This is a genomic window from Streptomyces hygroscopicus (genome assembly GCF_026168105.1).
Classification (GTDB): domain Bacteria; phylum Actinomycetota; class Actinomycetes; order Streptomycetales; family Streptomycetaceae; genus Streptomyces; species Streptomyces hygroscopicus_D.
Window position 1 is genome coordinate 147,272 of sequence record NZ_LBMW01000014.1, and the last position, 14,304, is coordinate 161,575.

12 protein-coding genes are annotated in these 14,304 nt (G+C 70.4%); 10 read left to right on the plus strand and 2 right to left on the minus strand.

All coding sequences use genetic code 11. The annotated features are described in order from the left end of the window. The 5 genes from AAW14_RS16390 to AAW14_RS16415 all read left to right on the plus strand — a co-directional run bounded on the left by AAW14_RS16390 (position 1) and on the right by AAW14_RS16415 (position 4,484). Positions 1–1,164 (plus strand): substrate-binding domain-containing protein, encoded by a 1,164-nt coding sequence (locus AAW14_RS16390; protein ID WP_265564571.1) that lies wholly within the window; start codon positions 1–3, stop codon positions 1,162–1,164. Between the two features lie 440 nt (positions 1,165–1,604). After that, positions 1,605–2,597: a phospholipase D-like domain-containing protein gene (locus tag AAW14_RS16400; RefSeq protein ID WP_265564572.1), complete on the plus strand. Its 993-nt coding sequence runs from the start codon at positions 1,605–1,607 to the stop codon at positions 2,595–2,597. Between the two features lie 460 nt (positions 2,598–3,057). Next, on the plus strand, positions 3,058–3,729 hold the full coding sequence (locus tag AAW14_RS16405; protein WP_265564573.1) for a hypothetical protein: 672 nt from the start codon (positions 3,058–3,060) through the stop codon (positions 3,727–3,729). 156 nt (positions 3,730–3,885) lie between these two features. Continuing rightward, entirely contained in the window at positions 3,886–4,038 is a 153-nt protein-coding gene (locus AAW14_RS16410) for a hypothetical protein (RefSeq protein ID WP_265564574.1), read from the plus strand. 209 nt (positions 4,039–4,247) lie between these two features. Further along, entirely contained in the window at positions 4,248–4,484 is a 237-nt protein-coding gene (locus AAW14_RS16415; RefSeq protein ID WP_265564575.1) for a chaplin, read from the plus strand. Between the two features lie 122 nt (positions 4,485–4,606). Here AAW14_RS16415 and AAW14_RS16420 read toward each other — a convergent pair whose 3' ends face one another. Both AAW14_RS16420 and AAW14_RS16425 read right to left on the minus strand, forming a co-directional pair. Then, complete coding sequence (locus AAW14_RS16420) at positions 4,607–5,896, minus strand: alpha/beta hydrolase (protein ID WP_265564576.1); 1,290 nt, start codon at positions 5,894–5,896, stop codon at positions 4,607–4,609. Between the two features lie 127 nt (positions 5,897–6,023). Continuing rightward, positions 6,024–9,257, minus strand: coding sequence for a CHAT domain-containing protein (locus AAW14_RS16425; RefSeq protein WP_265564577.1), 3,234 nt, complete (start codon positions 9,255–9,257; stop codon positions 6,024–6,026). A gap of 452 nt (positions 9,258–9,709) precedes the next feature. On the opposite strand from AAW14_RS16425, the gene AAW14_RS16430 reads away from it, so the two are divergent. The 5 genes from AAW14_RS16430 to AAW14_RS16450 form a co-directional block, all read left to right on the plus strand. Next, a complete protein-coding gene (locus AAW14_RS16430; RefSeq protein WP_265564578.1) occupies positions 9,710–10,501 on the plus strand; it encodes an RNA polymerase sigma factor in 792 nt (263 codons plus the stop codon). A gap of 124 nt (positions 10,502–10,625) precedes the next feature. Next, positions 10,626–11,339: a hypothetical protein gene (locus tag AAW14_RS16435; protein ID WP_265564579.1), complete on the plus strand. Its 714-nt coding sequence runs from the start codon at positions 10,626–10,628 to the stop codon at positions 11,337–11,339. Beyond that, positions 11,336–11,872, plus strand: a complete 537-nt coding sequence (locus AAW14_RS16440) for a hypothetical protein (protein WP_265564580.1) — start codon at positions 11,336–11,338, stop codon at positions 11,870–11,872. Before AAW14_RS16435 ends, AAW14_RS16440 begins: the two co-directional genes overlap by 4 nt. Beyond that, a complete protein-coding gene (locus AAW14_RS16445; protein ID WP_265564581.1) occupies positions 11,872–13,440 on the plus strand; it encodes a hypothetical protein in 1,569 nt (522 codons plus the stop codon). Before AAW14_RS16440 ends, AAW14_RS16445 begins: the two co-directional genes overlap by 1 nt. 86 nt (positions 13,441–13,526) lie before the next feature. Then, positions 13,527–14,304 (plus strand): dynamin family protein (locus AAW14_RS16450; protein ID WP_265564582.1); only part of this gene is annotated, 778 nt, incomplete at its 3' end.

The window sequence follows — 14,304 nt, forward strand, 5'->3', positions numbered from 1 at the left end:
GTGCACCCGAACCGCAGGACCGCCCTCGGAGCCGCCACCCTCGCGGCACTCGCCGTTGTCGCCACCGGCTGCGAGCGCGGCTCCTCGTCGAGCACCGGTGCCTCCGTGGAGCCGTCGACATCCGGCTGTCCGGCGGCCTTCGCCACGGCGAAGGCCGCCGTCCGCGGGGCGGAGAGCAGACGCACCGCATGGACCGGCCCCACGACCGGCCCGAAGGCCGTTCCCCACCGGACGATCGTCTACGTCGCCCAGACCATGACCAACCCCGGCGTCGTCGGCACGGTGCACGGCGCGGCGGAAGCGGCGAAGGCCATCGGCTGGAAGTTCGAGACGATCGACGGGGCGGGCACGCCCGCCGGGATCCAGGCGGCGCTCGGCCAGGCCATCGCCCTCAAGCCCTCGGGCATCGTGCTCGGCGGCTTCGACCCCAGGGCCACGTCACAACAGGTCTCCGAGGCCAACGCGGAGGGCATCCCGCTCATCGGCTGGCACGCCGTGGACGAGCCCGGCCCCGGCAAGGACCCCAAGCTCTTCACCAACATCACCACCCAGGTCCAGGACGTCGCGAGGATCACCGCCCACTGGATCATCGCGCGCTCGGGCGGCCGCGCCGGTGTCGTCCTCTTCACCGATGCCTCGATCCCGTTCGCCAGGAACAAGTCCGAACTGATCAGAAAGGCACTGGCCGCCTGCTCCGGTGTGCGGCTCCTGTCCTACGAGAACATCCCGCTCCCGGACGCGAGCAGCCGCGTCCCCCAGGAGGTCTCCTCCCTCCTGTCCCGCCTGGGCTCCCGCTGGACCGACTCCGCGGCCATCAACGACCTGTACTTCGGCGACGCCGCACCGGCCCTGCGCGCCGAGGGCAGGCCGGGCTCCGGCCCCCCGTTCAACATCGGCGCGGGCGACGGCGGCCCGTCCGCCTTCCAGCGCATCAACAGCAGGCAGTACCAGTCCGCGACGGTCCCGGAACCCCTCACACAACAGGGCTGGCAGATGATCGACGAGTTCAACCGCGCATTCACGGGTTGCCCGGCGAGCGGGTATGTGGCGCCGGTGCATGTGGCCACGGCGGGGAACGCGGGCGGGGCCCTGGCCTGGGATCCGGTGGGGTACCAGGTGGCTTACCGGAAGATCTGGGAAAGTAAGGCGTCCCCCTGGCTGTAGCTGCAGCTGGACTTGAACCAGTACGCGAACCGCCGCCCTTCTGGGGTTTCCGACAGCGAGACGGGCCTCGGCCTGCCCCTCGTCACCGCCCTGGCCGACCGCTGGGGCACGGAATCGTGTCCACCCGGCGGCAAGACCGTCCGGGCGGAACTCAATGCCCGTGTTGCGCGGGGGCGCTGAACCGGCGGTGTCGCCCGACCTTCCCGGACGGGCCCGGTCGGATCCGGTGCCGGAGCGCGCCGCATACGAAGCTTTTGCCATTTCGCGGGGATCGCCCGCACCGCCTCCGACCTGCGCGGCGTCCTCCTTTTTTCCGCAGGCACGGCTTGCCGGTCACGCCAAGTTCACCGCGCTGCCCCTCCTCACCGTTCTACGCGCGTGGTGTCATGCACGCGTCTGCCACCCCCCGCCGTGATCGTCAACTCGACTAGGAGTCACGCATGTTGTGGAAGGTTCTCGGTCGTGCGGGGGTCGCCCTGGCGGCCAGTGCCGCCGTACTCGCCACCGCTGTCCCGGCGAACGCCGCCAGCTACTCCGCGTTCGCCTTCTCACAGAGCGGCAGTCAGCCCACCATCTACGACTTCATCAACTCGGCCACCACCTCCCTCGACATGACCATGTACGAGCTGGAGGACACCACTGCCGTCAACGACCTGATAGCCCTGAAGAACAGGGGCGTCACCGTGCGAGTCATCCTGGACCGCCAGCACCAGACCGCCAACAGCTCGGCGTACAACGCCCTGACGAGCGCGGGCGTAGGAGTGGTGTGGTCGCCGTCCGCCTTCGTCTACACCCACCAGAAGACCATCACGGTCGATGACGTCAAGTCACTGGTCATGACCGGCAACCTCACCTCCCAGTACTACACCACCAGCCGTGACTACGGGGTGTTCGACGACGACAGCCGCGACGTCGCCTCGGTCGAGAAGGTCTTCAACGCCGACTACACCAGCACCTCGATCACCCCCACCGACGGCGACCATCTGCTCTGGTCCCCCACCGACTCCCGAAACCGCCTGCTCTCCCTGATCAACGGCGCCACTGCGAAGCTCGACGTCGAGGAGTTGGAGCTCGGCGACAGCACAGTGGTCAACGCCATCGTGGCGCGGGCGCGGGCAGGCGTGGCCGTGCGCGTGGTCCTGGAGAACCCGTCCAGTTACTCCAGCCAGGTGTCGGCGATCAAGGGGGCAGGCGGCACCGTCGTCGGATACTCCGACCCCAACGGGTTCTACATCCACGCCAAGGCGATGATCGCCGACTACGGCCTGTCCACCCAGAAGGTGGAGGCGGGCTCCATGAACATCAGCAGCAACTCGCTCAACAACAACCGGGAGTTGGGCCTCATCCTTACCGGTACCGGGGTTGCCGAGTCCGTGACCACCACCATTGAGACCACCTTCAACAGCGATTACGCGGGTGGCACTCCCGCGTGACCCTGAACGGGTGATCCTGCAGCGATGCCCACGGCACCCGCAAGTGCCGCGGGCATCCAAGGGGCGGGCGCCTTGCCGATGGGCGTCGACGGGCGATGTGCCGGACGAGGCGCGCCTCTTGCGGATCTGCTCGACGACGCCGAACTCCACGCCCGGGACATCCCCGGAGCAGACGTCCCGGCCGACCCAGCCGCACCCCAGGCCGACCCCCACGCCTTGCCCGAGTTCACCCTCGAGCACCTCCGCCGATGTGCGTCGCAATCCTCAACTGTGAATGTCCCCAGGGGTAGTTGACGCTTCATCGGGCAATGGCATGGACTGTTTCGACATCAAACACTACTTTGCCTCGACTTGGTGTTCTTGCCACATCTTTTGCAAGAGTCTTCTCTCACAACAGGCGGTGACAGCAGCCTCGTTGGGCGTCACCGACCCCCCATGAAGCAAGGCGAGAGGCACACGCATGCGGAAGAACCACACCGTGCGGAACGGCCGGGCGCTGCTCGCGCTGGCGGCGGCGATCGTGTCGTTGGGCGCACTGGCGACGCCCGCCACGGCCGACGACGGACCGACCCGCGCCCAGATCACGTCCGACTGCGCATCCGGCGAAGGCAAGTGCACCTTCAACGAGCCGGTGCTCGGCCAGGCGTACCTGGGCGCGTTCCACAAGGTGTCCGATGTGCTCCACAACTGCAGCACCTCGGCGGCCACCCAGACGATGACCTGGTCGGACACCGTGGGCTCCACGGACTCCGCGGGCGTCTCCGTCACCGCGGGAGGCAAGATCGCGGGGATCATCGACCTCAGCGTCACGGCAACCTACAACCACACCTGGTCCAGCTCGCACTCGGAGAGCAGCTCACTGACCATGACCGTGCAGCCGGGTGAGGTGGGCTGGATATCCCGCGCACAGGTGATGCAGACGGTCTCGGGCACCTGGCAGACCCACTACGACAGCCGGAAGTGGGGCCACTACTACTGGTACGTCCCCGACACCGTCACCGGTCCCGCCCCGAGCGGGACCGACGGGGCCAACAACGCGGTGGTCGTCAGCACCAGGAAGATGACCGGTGCGGAGAAAGCGTCCTGTTCCGCCGACTCCCGCAAGGGCAGCACGTTCCGGCTGAGCCGCTGACGCCGTCCGTCAGAGGAACGAAGGCCCCGGCCTCCCGGGGTTCTGGTGGTCCTTGCAACACCCGGTTCAGGGTTGGCGATGGGCTTCAGAATCCGGGAGGACCGGAGGCCGCAGGGGCCGTCAGGCCGGGAGCCGCTCCCGGCCCCGCCCGGGGGCTTGCTCGCAGCGACGCGGGTCGCCCTGCACACCGTCACCCTCGACCAGAACGGCACGTTCGAAGCCGCCCTGCCGCTCACCAAGGACGCCATGTACTTCAACGTCTCGGCCCAGCATGTGACGGCGGGGCCCTCCACCCGTGCGGCGAGCTGACCGGAGTCATACGGAGGCCGCCCATCGGCTCTTGCCGGGCTGCACTGTGGGGATCGCCCTGGCGGGCCGACCGCACGACGCCCAGGTGCCACCGTTCGTACGAACGGGTGGAAAACACCCTCGTGGCGCATCGCCCGCCGACGTCGATGGTTGCTCCTGGGGAGTGCTGCGGCGGGTGGTCGCGGCGCGACCCAGAGAGGGAAGCGAGAATGAACATGCTGAAGAAGGCAGCTGTCGTCGCCATGGTTGCCGGGAGCGTTCTCGGTACCGGTGCGGGAGTCGCATTGGCTCACGACGCCGACGGGAAGGCCCGGAATTCGCCCGGCGTCGTCTCGGGGAACGTGGTCCAGGTCCCCGTGGAAGTGGATGCCAACGTCTGCGGGAGCACCGTCAACGTCGTCGGACTCATCGACCCCGCGGCCGGCAACCTCTGCGTGAACAAGTAGCGATCAACTTGCCGTTGCCCACGTCACCACCCGCCCACCCCCGGGGGCAAATCCCTCCGGGGATTGGCGGGATTCGGTCTCTCGGAGCATTGCCGACGCCCTTTGCGCCAGGCGGCGCCGGGTCATCCGGAGAGTACTGCTCCCCACACCAAACCGGCGAGCTCCGGTCGAACGAGGTTGGAGTGCGCACCCTGGAGGGACAGGCCGTGGCGGACGATCACTGAGCTGCTGTCGACGTTGTAGCAGGACGCCGGGGAGAACTCGTACAGCAACTGCCCTGGCTGGGCCGCCGTCTCGACGGTCCGGTCGGCCAGGCCGCCCAGGCCGTACCTGCCCACGGCTCCGTACCGGGGCAGGCTCCGGGGACCCAGTCGGGCGTCGCCGGAGACCGTGGCCGCTGCCCTGAAGAACCACCGCAGCGCGCGGTCGTGTGCCGACTGAGTCGTGACCACCGGCCCGGCCACCATTTTCTCGGCGATGACCGGGTGAAAGTAGCCGGAACGGTGAGTGTCCGGGATCGCGGGCGCGAACGACCATATGGACAGGGCCCCCTGAAGCAGGACCAGTGAATGCACCGGCTTCGGCAGCGGACCGCTCCGCACGGTGTTTCCCTGGAGGGCCGCGGACAGGACGATGCAGCCGAAGCTGTGGCCTATGAGGTGCAGCCGGATCCCGCGCCCCTCTCCCGCCGCCTGCAGAGCCCTGAGCAACCGGTGCACGCCGGTGCTCCCGACGTGCACGGCGCGCTTCTTCATCTTCCAGAAACTGGTCACCCACAGCGGGGACAGCAGCGGCCGGAGCGGTCCGCCGCCGATCGAATGGCCCAGGGACGCGCTTTTGCGCCTGAAGTCGGCGAAGATGCGTCCGGCATCGAAATTCTCACGGTCGTTGCCCGGCATGGCGCCCACCTGATCGTTGCGCAGGCCTGCCATGTCGTCGAGGCGGTGCAGCCGGGCTTCGTCGACGCCGGACAGCGTGTCGGCGTCGGGGGCCCGCCGAGCCTCAGCGAGGAGCGGAGTGAGCTCGTCCGCGGCGGACGGGTCGCCGATCAGGTCCGTGTAGAACGTCACCTGCTGCTCGAGCGAGGAAACACCGACCGGATCCTCCCAGGGCGCGCTCGGCCAGTGGATCCCGATCAGCAGCGCCCGGAAGCCCGGGCGCAGACGCTGGATGTCCGCCCGGCGCGTGCGATGGTACTCGGCCATGGCGCGCACCCAGTCCTGGTACGTGGTGGTGGCGGCCGCCTGGTCGTTCAGCCAGCCATGGCTGAAGACGAACACGTCGGTGATCCCGGGCTCGTCGTACCGGAGCCTCTCGTCCAGCCGAGCCAGGAGGTCCTGGTCGTCGCGTAGCGCACCGTGCTGGTCGAAGGAGACCAGCCCGAAATGCACGGCATCGTCCTGCTGGGGCACGTCCAAACTCCTTGTCCCTGCTCGAAGAGCGTCTTGTTTCCTACTCAGCGGGCGTCTTGCTCCCGTTCAGAGGGCGTCCCGCCCTGCTCAAGAGGGCGTCCTGCCCTGCCCGGGGAGGCGTCGCCCCTCAGCCGAGCCCGTAGAGCTCGAAGGCGGCCACCGTGTTGAGCTGTGCGATCTCGCCGGGAGCCCGTGAGTCGCCGCCGCGCAGGAACCGGTGCCGGGCCGCGTTGACGGCGCGTGCACGCAAGTTCTCAGCGCTCGTGGCCGCCCCGTCACACAGCTCGCGGAGGTCCAGGTACTGCGCGACCACTTCGTTCGCGAACGCGATTGCCTGCGGCGTGATCACCGGCCAGCGGCAGGCCAGTACGGACCGTGCGCGGTGCAGGACGAGTTGGACGCACAGTCCCTCGACGTCGTAGTCGAGGGTCTGCTCCAGCCTGCCGACGGAACAACTGGCGAGCAGCAGGAGGTTGACCGCTCTCCAGTCGCACCCCGTGCCGTCCCAGACACCGCCGCTCAGCTTCACACCGGCCTGGTCGGTGCAACCGTGCCCGCACACCGTCACGGTCTGGAATGCTCGGTACGACTCCAGTGCGGCCCGCAGGGTACCGGGGGCGGCCGGGGGATCCTCGGCGGCGTTCAGACAGGTGATGCCATCGCGGGAGGCCCGGGCGAGGTGGCGCTGTCCGTGGTGCAGCCACCTTGCGTAGCTGAAGTTCTCCTCGTCGTCCTCGTCGTCCTCGTCGAAGTAGGAGACGGCCAGGATGCGTCGCGTATCGGTGGCGAACCGCTGCTCGGCCCGCTGCTGCAACAGGGTCATGAGCACGGACAGCGACACCCTTGTGGACCGCACCCGGGCGTACAGCGGGCTACCGTCGGGCAGCGGATAGTGGGCGACCGGCACGGCCTGCAGCGCATCCTCGAGCTGGAACACCACGTCGTCCCCGTCCCGGAGCTGGTCCGGGAGCGGGCCGAGCGACCAGATGCCCGCCACGTCGGCCAGATAGGCGCGCGTGGCGTCGTCGATCTCCTGCAGGTCATTGCGCGAGGCACGTCCCTGGCGGCGGCGCGCCATGACGGTCCGGAGGCTGCTGATCTCGTCCCGGAGCAGCGCGCCCGAGTCCTGCCACCAGGGTGGCTCCAGGGCGGCGTTGAGCAGGTCGCGCAGGCGGGTGCCGAGCCGCTCGTCCCCGGCGATTCTCGAGTTCGAGGAGTCCAGCGCCTCGACCTGCGAGGATATCTCGGCCAGCCAGTCGGCGGCCGTGCGGTCGCGCCCTGCGGCGTGCTGCACGAGTGAGTCCGTCACGGTGTCGAGGACGGACTCGAGGACTTCGACGAGGCTGTCCCTGGGATCCATCACCGACCCGTCCGGTACGACGTCCGCCAACTGCCCGCGCCCTGAGGCCAGCAACAGGCCGAGGTCGTGCCGGAACACCGCCCAGCGCAATCGCCAGAGATCACCGGTCCTGCCCACGCCGGCCGCCGCCACCTGGAGTGCCTGCCCGTCGTGGCTGCGCAGCGCCGCCCAGACGAGGGCGCCGTCGGCGCGGAATCCGGCGCGTACCAGCAGCCCACTCGTGCCCAGCATCCGGGCGAGGAGGCCCTCTGTCACCCCTCCCCGGACGATTTCCTCCGCTTCGCGCAGCCAGTCGGACTGCTCGGCCGGAGGCGCCCCGGCTTTGTCGCCGGTCGCCGTCGGAGCCGCGCCGTCCGTCTCGTACGACGCCCTGCGCCAACGGCCGGGGCTCAGCAGGCGCAGGACATCCTCATCCCGGCAGGCGTCGGGATCGGGGAGATGGCTGTCCCAGTACAGCGGCTCCGGCAGTGTCAGGGGCCAGCGGTCCTCGGGCGCGCTCGCCGGGGCGATCGGTTGCACCCTGGTCAGCAGGAACTCCTCGAAGCGGAGGCGCTGTCCGAGCTCGGCGTCCCACAGCTGCGCCTGAAGGATGCGCTCGTGCACGTCGGCGAAGGTCGCCGCGTCGTCGCTCCATCGGTCGGCGACCTCCAGAATCCTGCGACGCAGGTCGTCCACGTATGCGATGAACTCCCGCCGGTCGAGCATCTGCAGGTCCGTCAGGAGGAGGCTGTGGCGCAGATACAGCACAGCCTGCTCGCACACCTGCAAGCAGAACACCGGTTCCCGGTGGGCCAGTGCCTCCAGCCACCGTCCCAGGAGCGGGATCACATGCCGCACCCCGGGGTCGCCGGCGGCCGGGATCTCCCACAGGTTGGCGTAGCCGCGCAGGAACCAGTCCACGACCCGGTCGGCGGACTCCTGGTGGCCGTGCTCCACCAGATGGAACGTCAGGGAGAGGATGTAGGCGGCCTGCGTGTCCACTTGGGCGCTGCGCAGACGCTCGGCCCACTTGGGGCCGAAGCGGTCGGAGTGGGCCAGGTCCTCGAGGCCCACACCGCTGTCGGCCTCCATCAGCGTGACCATGTCGTCAAGGCGATGGGCCGAGGTGAGCGCCCCGGCCCAGACCCGCCAGATCGTCGGTCCCACGTCCGCCGGCTGCCGACGGCAGAACGCCTGCCACTTGCGCGCCAGCTCCGCCCCGTTCCGGTAATCGTCGGGACCCACGCCGACGTACCACTCGAGCAGAGCCAGGGCCTGCTCGGGGTTCGTGAGCTCCTTGTGGCCGGCGAGGACGGCGACCGTCGTGGCGGCGGTCACCGGCGAGTCGAGAGTGTCGATCCAGGGGCTCAGCTTCGCGCCGAGACGCTCCGAGGAGCGGTAGTCCTCCGCGCGCAGGCCGAGGTGGTCCTCCCACACGAGCCCACCGGCGTCGCCCGCGCCGAGCTCGTCCAGACTCATCACGACCATCTGCAGATACGCCGCCGCCACGTCCGGATGCAACCCGGTCAGCCGACGCGCCAGGCGCAGCCGCAGTTCCTCGGCCCTGGCCTCGGGATCGGACGGCGGCCGCCCGAGATCGAGGCCCAGGTCGGCGGCGAGCAGGCTCGTGCACTCCGAACCGCGGTTGTTGTTCCCCAGACAGCCGCTGAGGGCGAACAGCAGGAAGACTTGCATGTCCTCGGGCAGCCGTTCCCCGCGCGTGGCCAGCTTCCCGGCCACGCGGGAGCCGTCCTGATAGTCGTGTTCCTCCAGCGCGAAGTACGCCTCGAGCACGCGCAGCGCGTCGGCCTGCCTGCGAACCGTGCCGAGGGCACCGGACAGCAGCAGCACGTACTGCGCGGCAATCAAGTCGGGCAGGCTCTCCAGGTAGCCGTCCAGCTTTCCTCGCAGACGCGTTGACGACCGGTAGTCCGCCGCCGTGAGGCCGACGGCCCCCTCGACGAGGCGGGCCGCTCTCTCCGGATCGTCGGCCAGCGCCAGGTGGCCGGCCTTCCGGCTCACCAGGACGACCGAAATAGTCCGAACGATCGCCTTCCACGGCCGGGACCAGCGCATCAGGACCCCCCAATCCCCCGCCCACGGCATACCGGCCGACAGGCACGTCGAGCTCGGGCACCGCGCAGGCGCCGATACGACGAGTCGCAGCGTAGCGCCCGATCCCCCGCAGTTGGCGGGATCTGCGGACATATCATCCGGCCTGCCCCAGCCATTGCGCTCCAGCCCCTCCGGCCCCTCCAGCCCTCTCCAGCGGCCTCCAGCGGCCTCCAGCTCCGTACGACGCCGCGTTCCGAGGGAGAGGCGGTCGCAATCGGACAGGATCGGTCATGTCATGGGGCTTCACGGGCAAAGAAGTACAGAGACCGCTAACGGGTACCAACTCCCCCTAGGCTGGCACCCCGTCGGTCCGGGATGGGCCGAATATGTGTCTGCGCCAGGGGGGGTTGCCGACGCACATGCACGCACAGTTGTTCCCGGACGGGGCTGGTCGGGAGGACCGTGCCGGCCCGGGTCTGCGCAAGTGCCCAACCGACCACGATGAGTTCACACTCAGATGGATCGCCGCTCGTCCACATGTCGCCGCATACGCAAGATCTACGATGCGCAACGCCGCCGACGCCGAGGATTTGGGCCAGGCCGTGGCGATGCGAGCCTGGCGTGGTTATGCGACCTTCCGGGGCGAGTCGGCCTTTCTGACCTGGGTCATGGCCATCGCCACCCGCGAGGCGGCGCGGCTGGCGGTACGTCAGCTCAGGCGGGCCGAGCGCGAGGTCCCGCTCGACCGGCACCGCGAGACGTCCGCGGAGCCCGACCCGCCGTCCGCGGACCCGTCCAGCGCCTGTTGGCTGCCCGCACTGGCGGAACAGGCCCGCGCGCAAGGAGAACTCAACCCCACCGAGTACGCCGTCGTCCGGGCCAGGCTCGCGCTGCCCGACCGTACCTGGGGCGAGATCGGCACCGCCCTGGGCCTGCCCGGCCCGCGCTGCGCCGTCGCCCACTGCCGGGCGGTCGCCAAGCTGAGGGTCGCGCTCCTCCTTCACCACCCCGAGCTCGTCGGCGGCGAGTCCGCGCTGCGGCGCGCCATGGAGCAGGCCGCACGCGTCCCGCGCAACCCGCTCACGGATGCGGAGGCCGACGTCTTCCGGCGTGCCGTCCTCGATCGGCGTACCGACCACCGCCGCCGCAACTGGCCCACGTTGCTGCGCTCGGCCTGCACCAAGGTCGTCGGACACCTGGCCATGCCATGAGGCTCCGCGCCGCGCCCGCAGCACCATGTCGCGCCGCGAAGTCGGTAATGCCGCTGAGCCCACCGGGGTCTGCAACGGGTGAAGCAGCACATTCGATGGGCCAGCAGCCACGGAGGAGGGGACAGTGGACCATGCGTCACCTTTAGAGCCGCTCCAGGAGCTACCGGCGGACGTCGTCACGCAGTCCGTCGAAGCGGACATCGACGTCCCGTACGCACTCGGCACCCTGCCCGACGGACGGGAGACCCTGGTCATCGGCGATGTCGACACCTACGCCGACTACAGCCACCGGCAGGGCGACAACCCCTTCGGCTTCCAGGGCACCTGTGGGCTGTGCTCCTGTGAGGGAGTGCTGAGGCAGTTCGGCATCGACGTCACCGAGAGCGATGTCGTCTCCTACGCCGTCTCCCACGGCCTGTGCGAGACCGGGGGCGACGCCGCGGCCCGCGGCGGCACCACACTGCCCGACCAGGCCCGCATCCTGTCGGACTACGGCGTGCCCGCACACGTGGAGAGTTCCGACTCGCTGGAGGACCTGGCTTCCAACCTGGAACAGGGCCACGGAGTGATCGTCGCCGCCAACGCCGGTGCGCTCTGGGACGACGCCACCTACTGGGACGGCGGCCGGGCCAACCACGCGGTCGTCCCCATCGGGGTCGCCCGCGACCCGGCGACCGGGGAGATCGAAGGATTCTTCGTCAACGACAGCGGCACGGGCGAGTCCGCTCGCTTCGTCGACGCCGCGACCATGGCCGACAGTTGGCTGGGGGCGGGAGGCAACTGCGTGGTGACCGACCGGGTCCATGCCGCCGCCCCCGGGGAGGGGACACCGCTGTGAACACCGCCGACGCTCCGTCCGAACACACCCGTACGCCCTATGAGCAGGCCCGTAAAGGGGTGACCGAGCATGCGCTGCGCTCGGCCGAGGTGCCGCTGGAGCACTACGTCTGCACACCGCTGCCCACCCTTCGCTGGGGCACCGCCGCGTACGCGGTCTTCGCCGCCCCCGCCGTGCGTGCGCCGCGGCAGCCGCTGCGGATCGGCACCCCCGACCGCTGGTGGGCGGTCGGCATCGTGCGACCGCGGCTGCTCGTGTACGCCCTGGTCTCCGCCGTCCCGTTCGGCGACGCCCCGCTGGGCGGCCCGGTGACCGTGCCCCCGAGCGGTCGGCCCCTTTCCGCGGTACGGGAGGACCAGCGGCTCTTCGATGCCCTGATGGACCGGGCGCTGCCCTCCTTCCTCGCGGGCAGCCCCGGCGATCCCGATGTCCGCGGCGACCTCGCCGCCACCCTCCCCCTGGTGCTGCCCCGTGAGTGCCAGGAGTGGTCCCGGGCCCTGACGCCCGACTTCTACGCCTGGCTGGAGCAGTGATGTCCGACTCCGCAATCCCCGCAGCCGCCGAACTGGACACGCTGCGCGCCGCTGTCGTCCAGGCCGCTGCACGCCACGGCTGGACGGCCGTCACCGAGGCCGCGGCCGCACTTCCGCAGCCGGACGACCGGACCGTACTGCTGTGCGCCTCGCCCAAGGCGGACGTCCCGGCGCTCGCCGAGCGGCTGCGCACCTGCCTGGACGGCCGGGAACCGCTCAGCGCCTCCCTGGAGTCCCTGCACGCCGACCCGGGGCCCGCGTTGAGCGCCAACCGTGTCGTCCTCGCCCTCGGCTGCGCGGAGTTGCTGGGCCCCGAGGCGGCCGAGGCCGCCGCCGCACTGGCGGCACGCCCGCCGGGCACGGTGGTCGTGGTGCTCACCGGGGCCGAGGCGCTTACCGGCGACGGCGACCTGGACCTGGTGGCCCGCCGGATCTGGCGCCTGTTGTACGCGGGGCCCGACGAGCAGTGGGCCGGGGGCGACCCCGAATGGCTGCTGTGGACCGGGGCCGAGGCGCCCGAGGTCCTTCGTGAGCGCCTCGCACGCGACGCCGCAGCGCTCGAGGAGCGGCTGACCGGTGAGGTGGCTGCTCCCGCCGGACTGCAGGCGGACCGGATCGCTCACCTCCTGGACCTCGCCTCGGGCCTGATCGCCGAGCAGACCCGGGCGCGGCCCGCCGACCCGGCACAGCGCCGTGCCGGGCAGGGCGCGGCCGCTCGCATCGCCCTGACGGATGGCCGCCGAGGGCTGCTGCGCACCCTGGATGGCGAGGCGGCCGCCGCCGAGCAAGAGGTCGCCGCGGCGCTGCGGATGCTGGAGCAGGACCTGCTGCGCGATGTCAAGCGCTTCCTGGAGAGCCATCGCGAGGAACTGTCCGAGCCCGCCCGTGTCCGGAGCCTGGTCGGCAGTTGCGTGGACCGGGGCGTCGGCCGCTGGGCCGCCACCACCGGTCCCGGGCTCAGGGCCAGGGCCGCCCGGATCGACTTCGCGGTGAGCGAGCTCTTCCACCAGCTGGACGAGGCACTGAGGGCCTGCGGGGCGACTCCGGGCAGCGTGGGGGCGGTATCCCCGGTGTCCCTCGACGGCGCCCTGTTGGCCTCCGTCAATCCCTCCGCCGGCCGGGCCGCGCCCGGACGCTCGGCCGGCATGGCGACCGAGGTCGTGGTGGGCGGAGTCCTGGGGGCCGCCGCCGGAGCGGTGCTCACCAGTGGACTCGGCACCGTGCTCGGCGCCGGTGTCGGGGCCGCCGCGGGAGGCATGCTGCACCATCGGCAGGCCGAACAGCAGCTGGTCCGCGCCACCGCCTACGGGCGCGACGCCGTGCGCAAGCGCGTCGCCGGCCTGTCGGAGACCGTCCCCGGCGCGGTGCGCCGGGAGGTCGGAGCGCTGCGCCGGGCCGTGGAGCAGACGCTGGACCGGGCCGGCCGCGAGCTGAACGTCCTGTGCCCGCCGCAGGACAGCGGCCGTGACGCGCCCGAAGCAGCGCCTGCGACCGGCCGCGGCGCCACCGCCGAGGCCGCTGCCGAGCTGGACGCGCTGCGGCGCCGGCTCGCCGCAGTAACGATCTGAGAATCTCCGCCTCGCGGGGCGGATGACGCGCCACATGCCGGGCGGGCCGCTCGACCTGCCCGCCCGGACGAAAGGGAGGGGAGACCGTGGCACAGCACACGAACAGCACGCTCGCGGAAATGATGCTGCAGGGCGCCGAGCGGGCCACCGGGGAGGCCGGCGTGGCCATAGACGGCCTGACGGCGCTGGCGCGCGGGCTGGAGATGAAGGAAACCGCGTCCCGGCTGGAGGCGACCGCCGTCCAGCTGAGGTCGGACACCTTCAACCTGATGGTGATGGGGCGCTTCAAGAACGGGAAGTCCACCCTGCTCAACGCCCTGCTCGGCGGCACCACACAGCCCGTCGACCTCGCGGGGCACCAGGGGCCCATGATCGTGGACGATCTGCCCGCCACCGCCACCCTCACCGGGGTCCGTTACGCCGAGGAGCCGTACATCAAGGCGTGGAGCTTCGAGGGCAAGTCCGAGACCTGGTCCCTGGACCGCTATCTGCGGGAGTCCACCCTGGACATCGACGAGCAGGAGAGCGAGCGCCGCTTCCGGTACATCCGCGAGTTCGAGATGGGATTTCCCGCCAGGCTGTGCAAGGCCGGCGTTGTCGTCTACGACTCGCCGGGCCTGGACGAACACCCCACCCGGACCAAGGTCACCCAGGAGGCCACCCAGCGCTGCGACGCCGCCGTACTGGTCTACCGCAGTGATGTGCTGATGGGCCAGAACGAGCTGATGAACGCCTCCGACCTGGTGCGGGAGGGCACGCGGATCTTCACCGTGGTCAACCTCTTCCACGGCCGCGCCGCCGACGACCGGCTCAAGGGGTACGTCTGGAACAAGTACGTCCGCGACCACCTCGGCGGCCCCGCCT

Excerpts from the sequence above, each read along its gene's own strand:
- AAW14_RS16430 (WP_265564578.1), top strand. The coding sequence starts at position 9,710 with ATGCACGCACAGTTGTTCCCGGACGGGGCTGGTCGGGAGGACCGTGCC.
- AAW14_RS16400 (WP_265564572.1), top strand. The coding sequence starts at position 1,605 with ATGTTGTGGAAGGTTCTCGGTCGTGCGGGGGTCGCCCTGGCGGCCAGT.
- AAW14_RS16405 (WP_265564573.1), top strand. The coding sequence starts at position 3,058 with ATGCGGAAGAACCACACCGTGCGGAACGGCCGGGCGCTGCTCGCGCTG.
- AAW14_RS16415 (WP_265564575.1), top strand. The coding sequence starts at position 4,248 with ATGAACATGCTGAAGAAGGCAGCTGTCGTCGCCATGGTTGCCGGGAGC.
- AAW14_RS16445 (WP_265564581.1), top strand. The coding sequence starts at position 11,872 with ATGTCCGACTCCGCAATCCCCGCAGCCGCCGAACTGGACACGCTGCGC.